Here is a 4,286-nt window from a genome sequence, read left to right as displayed (position 1 = left end):
CGACGCGGCCGACACCCTGGTGCGCCTGACGGTCAGTCATCTTGCGCTCCCCAAGTGGGACCGAACCGCGACAGCGCGGAAGATCTCCGAGGTCGCCGTCCGGTTCCTCTCACTCGAATAGTGACCTACGCCGGGCGTCGGGAGCCTGCCGTCCGGCCACCACTCCGGGCAACCGCTCGCTTCTCGACTCCACCGCGCACTTCCGCGCCATGCGAAAGCACACCACAGGGCAGGGGTCGTCACCCGGTCACGACAGGTCCAGAAAGCTGCGCAGGTCGTCGAAGGACTCGCGCACCACCGAGTAGTGCGCCCACTTGCCGCGCTGCTCGCGGACCAGCAACCCGGCCTCGACGAGCTTCTTGAGATGGTGACTGATCGTCGGCTGGCTGATGTCGACCACCTCGAGGAGGTCGCACGCGCACACCGAGTCACACCCCTGCGCCGCGATATGCGACAACAGGCGCAGCCGCATCGGGTCCGCGAGCGCCTTGAGTCGCGCCGACATCCGCTCGGCGGTGGGAGCGTCCACCGGCCCCGCCGACATCGAACAACACGCGTCCTGCTCCGGCACCGACAGGCCGGGTTCCACTGTTGTCATCGTCCACCTCACCTGCCCCCGAAGATACATTGACACTCACCGATATGTCAGCCTAGCCTCCCCCATAGACAATCATCGATCTAAGGACGTTCCCCCGGATGAGCACCATGATGACCGGTCCCGGCGTGGCACCGGTCGCCAAGAAGATGTCGTTCCTCGACCGCTGGCTGGCCCTCTGGATCCTCACGGCGATGGCCGTCGGGCTACTGCTCGGACGGTTCATCCCCGGCCTCGACCGGGCGCTGGACTCGGTGAAGATCGGCGGGATCTCCGTCCCGATCGCCATCGGGCTCCTGGTGATGATGTACCCGGTCCTCGCGAAGGTCCGTTACGACGAGACCCACCGGGTCACCGGTGACCGGAAACTGCTCACGCTGTCGCTGTTCCTCAACTGGATCGCCGGTCCGGCGTTCATGTTCACCCTCGCGTGGGTCTTCCTACCCGACCTGCCGGAGTTCCGTACCGGGCTGATCATCGTGGGCCTGGCCCGCTGCATCGCCATGGTGTTCATCTGGAACGACCTGGCCTGCGGGGACCGGGAGGCCGCCGCGGTGCTGGTGGCGATCAACTCGGTGTTCCAGGTCGTGGCGTTCGGCGCCCTGGGCTGGTTCTACCTCCAGCTTCTGCCCTCCTGGCTGGGGCTGGAGACCACGACGGCCGAGTTCTCGGTGTGGGCGATCGTGCTCTCGGTGCTGGTGTTCCTCGGCATCCCACTGCTGGCCGGCTTCCTCACCCGAGTGTTCGGCGAGCGGGCCAGGGGCCGGGAGTGGTACGAGGAGACGTTCCTCCCCCGGATCGGCCCGTGGGCCCTCTACGGGCTGCTGTTCACGATCGTGTTGCTGTTCGCCATGCAGGGCGATGCCATCACGTCCCAGCCGCTCGACGTGGCACGGATGGCCGTGCCCCTCCTGCTGTACTTCGTCCTCATGTTCCTCGTCAGCCTGTTCGCCTCGCGGGCGGTGGGACTGAACTACGCCAAGTCGACCAGCGTGGCCTTCACCGCGTCGGGCAACAACTTCGAACTGGCGATCGCGGTGTCGATCGGCACCTTCGGCATCGCCTCCGGCCAGGCCCTCGCGGGCGTGGTCGGGCCGCTCATCGAGGTCCCGGTCCTCATCGGGCTCGTCTACGTCGCCCTGTGGGCCGGACCGAAACTCTTCCCGGGCGACCCGACCCTGCCCGATCGTTCGGTGACCGGGACCCGCTCATGACCGCGGAGCAGCAGGCGCACCACGTCCCCAGCGTTCTGTTCGTGTGCGTCAAGAACGGCGGCAAGTCCCAGATGGCGGCAGCGCTCATGCGCCTGCACGCCGGTGACGCCGTCGAAGTCCATTCGGCGGGCACCAAGCCCGGCTCCGCGGTCAACGCGCTCGCAGCGGAGGCGGTCGCCGAGGTCGGCGCCGACATGTCCGGCGAGACCCCCACGGCCCTCGACCCCGACCTGGTGCGACAGGTGGACCGGGTGATCGTCCTGGGTGACGAGGCCGCCGGGGAGATCGACGACGACGAGGTCAGCGCGCTCGATATCTGGCGCACCGACGAGCCGTCGCACCGGGGCATCGAGGGGCTGGAGCGCATGCGTCTGGTCCGCGACGACATCGACCGCCGGGTCCGCACCCTGCTCGCAGAGCTGACCGATTTCAGGCCCCGCGTGCTGTTCGTCTGCGTCCACAACGCCGGGCGCTCCCAGATGGCCGCCGGCTACCTGTCCCACCTGGCCGGAGGACGAATCGACGTCCTGTCGGCCGGGTCGGCACCCAAGGATCAGATCAACCCGGTCGCCGTCGAGGCGATGGCCGAGGACGGCGTCGACATCACCTCGGCCACGCCGAAGATCCTCACCACCGACGCCGTCCGCGCCTCCGACGTGGTCATCACCATGGGCTGCGGCGACGCGTGTCCGGTCTTCCCCGGCAAGCGGTACGAGGACTGGGACTTGGCGGACCCGGCAGGCCAGGGAATCGAGGCCGTCCGGCCGATCCGCGACGAGATCAAGCGGCGGGTCAGCGCGCTGATCTCCGAACTGCTCGAGACCGAGTCGTAGCGGACGGGCAGGGGGCAGGCCCGCTCCCCCGGGCCACCTCGCCGACCGGGCGGGCTCAGCCGACGTGCCAGTGACGGCGGATGAGCTCCTCCCGGTCGGCGTCGCCGCTTCCGGAGTCGCCCACCTCATCGTCATCGTCATCGTCATCGTCGTCGTCATCGTCGTCATCGTCGTCGTCATCACCGCGTAGCCCCGCGAGCACCGAGTCGATGAGCGCGGCGGGGAACACACCGTCGGTCTCGAACATCTCCCGCTCGGCCTCCAGCACGTCGGCCGCTTCCGCGCACGAGGTGGGCAGGGTCTCGAAGTCCTCGCCGTCGGCGGCGTTGAGGCGCTCGGCCTGCTCCAGGCTGCCCGGGTCGTCGAGCCCGCGCCTGGCCGCCACGGCCATACCCGCCAGGAGCAGGTGCACGTCGGCTGAGCCGTCGCCGAGCCGGAACTCGACGGTCTGGGGGTGCGTGGCGGGCTCGGGGATCGGCTCGGAGCTGCCCGGGTTGGCGTGGGCGACCATGTCGGCCAGGACGTTGCCGCCCCAGGCCAGCGGGACCCGGACCAGGCCGGTGCGGTCCTGCATGCCCCAGCAGATGTCCTCGGGCGACTCGTCGCCCTCGGCGAACCGCAGGTAGGAGGTGGGGACGGTGTTGCCGAACGCGGACAGTGCCCGGGCGGCCGAGAGGTAGCCGGCGATCAGTCTGCGCGCGGTGTCGGTGATGCCGGCGTCGTCGACGATGACGTTGGTACCGTCGCGCACCAGGCGACTGTGGATGTGCAGGCCGTTGCCGGCGCCCTGACCGCTCACCAGCGGGGCTAAGGTCGCCTCGAGGCCGTGGGAGTAGGCGACCTCGCGCACCACCCATTTGGTCAGCACGAGGGCGTCGGCCGCCTGCTCGAGGGGCAGTGGCTGGAGCTCGATCTCGTGCTGGACCATCTGCCGGTCGGCGGTGCGGATGTTGCCGACCTCGCCGTGGGCGTACTTCAGCGGTATCCCCATGGCGGCCAGGTGGCCCAGCACCTGCTCGCGGACCCGCTCGTGCTTGGAGAACGGCGCCGACTCCTGGTAGCCGCGCTCCTCCTCGACCGGGTAGATCGCCTCGGGCGCGTCGACGAGGTAGTACTCGAGCTCGCCGAAGGCCTCGAGCGTCATGCCGGTCTGTCGCGTCAGGGCCTCGGCGGCGCGGCGCACCACCTGCTCGCGCGCGTAGGGCAGCGGGGTCCCGTCGGGCGCGTAGAACGCGCACAGCACGTCGAGCGAGCGGCGTTCGCCGAAGGGGTTGAGGAACGCGGTGCGGTGCCGGGGGACGATGTAGACGTCGCTGGCGTCGGTGTCGGTGCCGGGGAAGACGCTCGAGCCGTCCACGCGCTCGCCGCGAGTGAGCACCTCGGCGAGGTGCTCGCGGGAGTTGACGGGGAACGCGACGGTCTTGAGGCGACCGTCGCCGCCGACGTAGCGCAGGTTGACCTGGCTCAGCCCCAGCTCCGCGACCGCGCGCACGAGGTCGCCTGCGGTGAACTCGTCCGTGGGCTCACCGAGCAGCCGGACGAGGAGGTGGGGTTCGAGTGCGTCGATGGCCATACCCCGTTCTACAGCGTCGCGAGGCCCGGCGCGCTCGCTACCGCGGCCGTGGGGCCTGCGGGGGCTGCGGG

General features: G+C 69.7%; 5 protein-coding genes and 1 pseudogene. 4 read left to right on the top strand and 2 right to left on the bottom strand.

All coding sequences use genetic code 11. From position 1 onward, the window contains the following. The first annotated feature begins 16 nt into the window (after positions 1–16). Positions 17–121: a hypothetical protein gene (locus tag J1M64_RS20160; RefSeq protein WP_274601487.1), complete on the top strand. Its 105-nt coding sequence runs from the start codon at positions 17–19 to the stop codon at positions 119–121. Between the two features lie 126 nt (positions 122–247). On the opposite strand, the gene J1M64_RS05840 is transcribed toward J1M64_RS20160, so the two are convergent. After that, a complete protein-coding gene (locus J1M64_RS05840) occupies positions 248–598 on the bottom strand; it encodes a metalloregulator ArsR/SmtB family transcription factor (RefSeq protein ID WP_241261188.1) in 351 nt (116 codons plus the stop codon). A gap of 98 nt (positions 599–696) precedes the next feature. Between J1M64_RS05840 and arsB the strand changes: the two genes are divergently transcribed. The 3 genes and pseudogenes from arsB to J1M64_RS20330 all read left to right on the top strand — a co-directional run bounded on the left by arsB (position 697) and on the right by J1M64_RS20330 (position 2,642). Further along, positions 697–1,809 carry an ACR3 family arsenite efflux transporter gene (arsB, locus tag J1M64_RS05835; protein ID WP_206473403.1) on the top strand — a complete coding sequence of 371 codons (1,113 nt, stop codon included), beginning with the start codon at positions 697–699 and terminating at the stop codon, positions 1,807–1,809. Further along, a pseudogene (locus tag J1M64_RS20335) lies at positions 1,806–2,210 on the top strand (low molecular weight phosphatase family protein); the annotation flags it as partial. The gene arsB and the pseudogene J1M64_RS20335, both read left to right, overlap by 4 nt. Before the next feature lie 18 nt (positions 2,211–2,228). After that, on the top strand, positions 2,229–2,642 hold the full coding sequence (locus J1M64_RS20330; RefSeq protein WP_307872380.1) for an arsenate reductase ArsC: 414 nt from the start codon (positions 2,229–2,231) through the stop codon (positions 2,640–2,642). A 55-nt stretch (positions 2,643–2,697) separates the two neighbouring features. On the opposite strand, the gene J1M64_RS05825 is transcribed toward J1M64_RS20330, so the two are convergent. Further along, the coding region (locus J1M64_RS05825) for a glutamine synthetase beta-grasp domain-containing protein (protein ID WP_241261187.1) at positions 2,698–4,286 on the bottom strand (1,589 nt) is incomplete at its 5' end.

This window comes from Dietzia sp. KRD202 (assembly GCF_017168155.1).
GTDB classification, from domain to species: Bacteria; Actinomycetota; Actinomycetes; order Mycobacteriales; family Mycobacteriaceae; genus Dietzia; species Dietzia kunjamensis.
Note: the sequence above shows the minus strand (reverse complement) of the source record. Positions and strands in the feature narration are given on the sequence as shown.